Source organism: Secundilactobacillus angelensis (assembly GCF_012641075.1).
GTDB lineage: Bacteria > Bacillota > Bacilli > Lactobacillales > Lactobacillaceae > Secundilactobacillus > Secundilactobacillus angelensis.
Window position 1 is genome coordinate 1 of record NZ_JAAXLJ010000054.1, and the last position, 1,310, is coordinate 1,310.

The 1,310-nt window shown below is 34.5% G+C and carries 1 protein-coding gene; it reads left to right on the forward strand.

Going from position 1 to position 1,310, the window contains the following annotated elements; all coding sequences use genetic code 11:
• Nucleotides 1-328: 328 nt before the first annotated feature.
• Nucleotides 329-1,285: a protein rep gene (locus HC026_RS12300; RefSeq protein ID WP_159298879.1), complete on the forward strand. Its 957-nt coding sequence runs from the start codon at nucleotides 329-331 to the stop codon at nucleotides 1,283-1,285.
• Nucleotides 1,286-1,310 lie beyond the last annotated feature (25 nt).

Sequence of the window (1,310 nt, forward strand, 5' to 3'; positions counted from 1 at the left end):
TATCTTGATACTAGTATGATCAACTAGTTTTTTATTTTTGCGAGTAATTTGTCCCTTATCATTGATTTTATGGGGTTTTGGTGTATTATTGGACATATAAAATTTAATAATAAAGAAGCGCAAAAAAAACCCACGTGCAAGTTCCTGATTTGGCCGTCCGGAACACGTGAGTTTGATTTCAGAGTTTTATTGCTTCAAAGCCTAGTATAACAGATGTTATAGGACTTTTGAATAATTAGGTATATAATTTTTATGGTTGTCAAAATTATATAAGCAAAAACAGAAATCAAACTCCTTTTCACGTAGGTTAGAAAAGGAGTTTTTATATATGTCAGAAATTTTTCGAGATAAAACAAAAAACGGGAAAGTAAGACCTTGGCGTGAACGTAAAATTGAAAATGTCCGTTATGCAGAATATTTGTCGATTTTAGAATTTAAACGTGCACATGACATTAGGGGTTGTGGGGAAACTTTGCGTTTTCGTAAGATCAATAATCAGTTAAAACTCTACCAGACTTGGTTTTGTCAGAAACGCTTATGTCCGTTGTGTAATTGGAGAAAGAGTATGAAAAATTCAAGTCAATTAAAACAAATTATTGCGGAAGCTGTTAGCAGACAGCCTAAGGGCCGTTTTTTATTTTTAACACTGACAGTTAAGAATGCTTATGGTGCAGAAGAGTTAAGAAGTTCATTACGAGTTTTAACCAAGGCGTTTAATAAGCTTACCCGTTATAAGAAAGTTACCAAAAATTTACTTGGTTATCTGCGTTCAACTGAAATCACGGTCAATGATGAAGATAGGTCATATAATCAACATTTGCATGTTTTATTGTTTGTAAAATCGAGCTATTTTACTGGTAATAATACTAACTATATCAAACAAGCAGAGTGGACTAAATTGTGGCAGAGAGCCTTAAAAGTTGATTATGAGCCAGTTGTGCATGTTGAAATAGTTAAGGCTAATAAACGCAAAGGTACTGGTTCTCTGCAAGCTAGTGCGGAAGAAACTGCTAAGTATGAAGTTAAGTCGTCTGACTATATGACTGCCGATGATGACCGTAACTTAGAAGTGATTAATGATCTAGAGTATGCTTTGGCTGGTACACGGCAAATTAGTTATGGCGGTCTTTTTAAGCAGATCAAGCAAGATTTAAAACTTGAGGACGTTGATAAGGGTGACTTAGTTCATGTTGGTAATGAAGAATATAGCAAAGAGCAAATGGAAGCTGCGGAAGAAGTCGTTGCAAAGTGGGACTTTAAAAAGCAAAATTATTTTATGTGGTAGGGGGGTATTTTTTATGATGATGAGA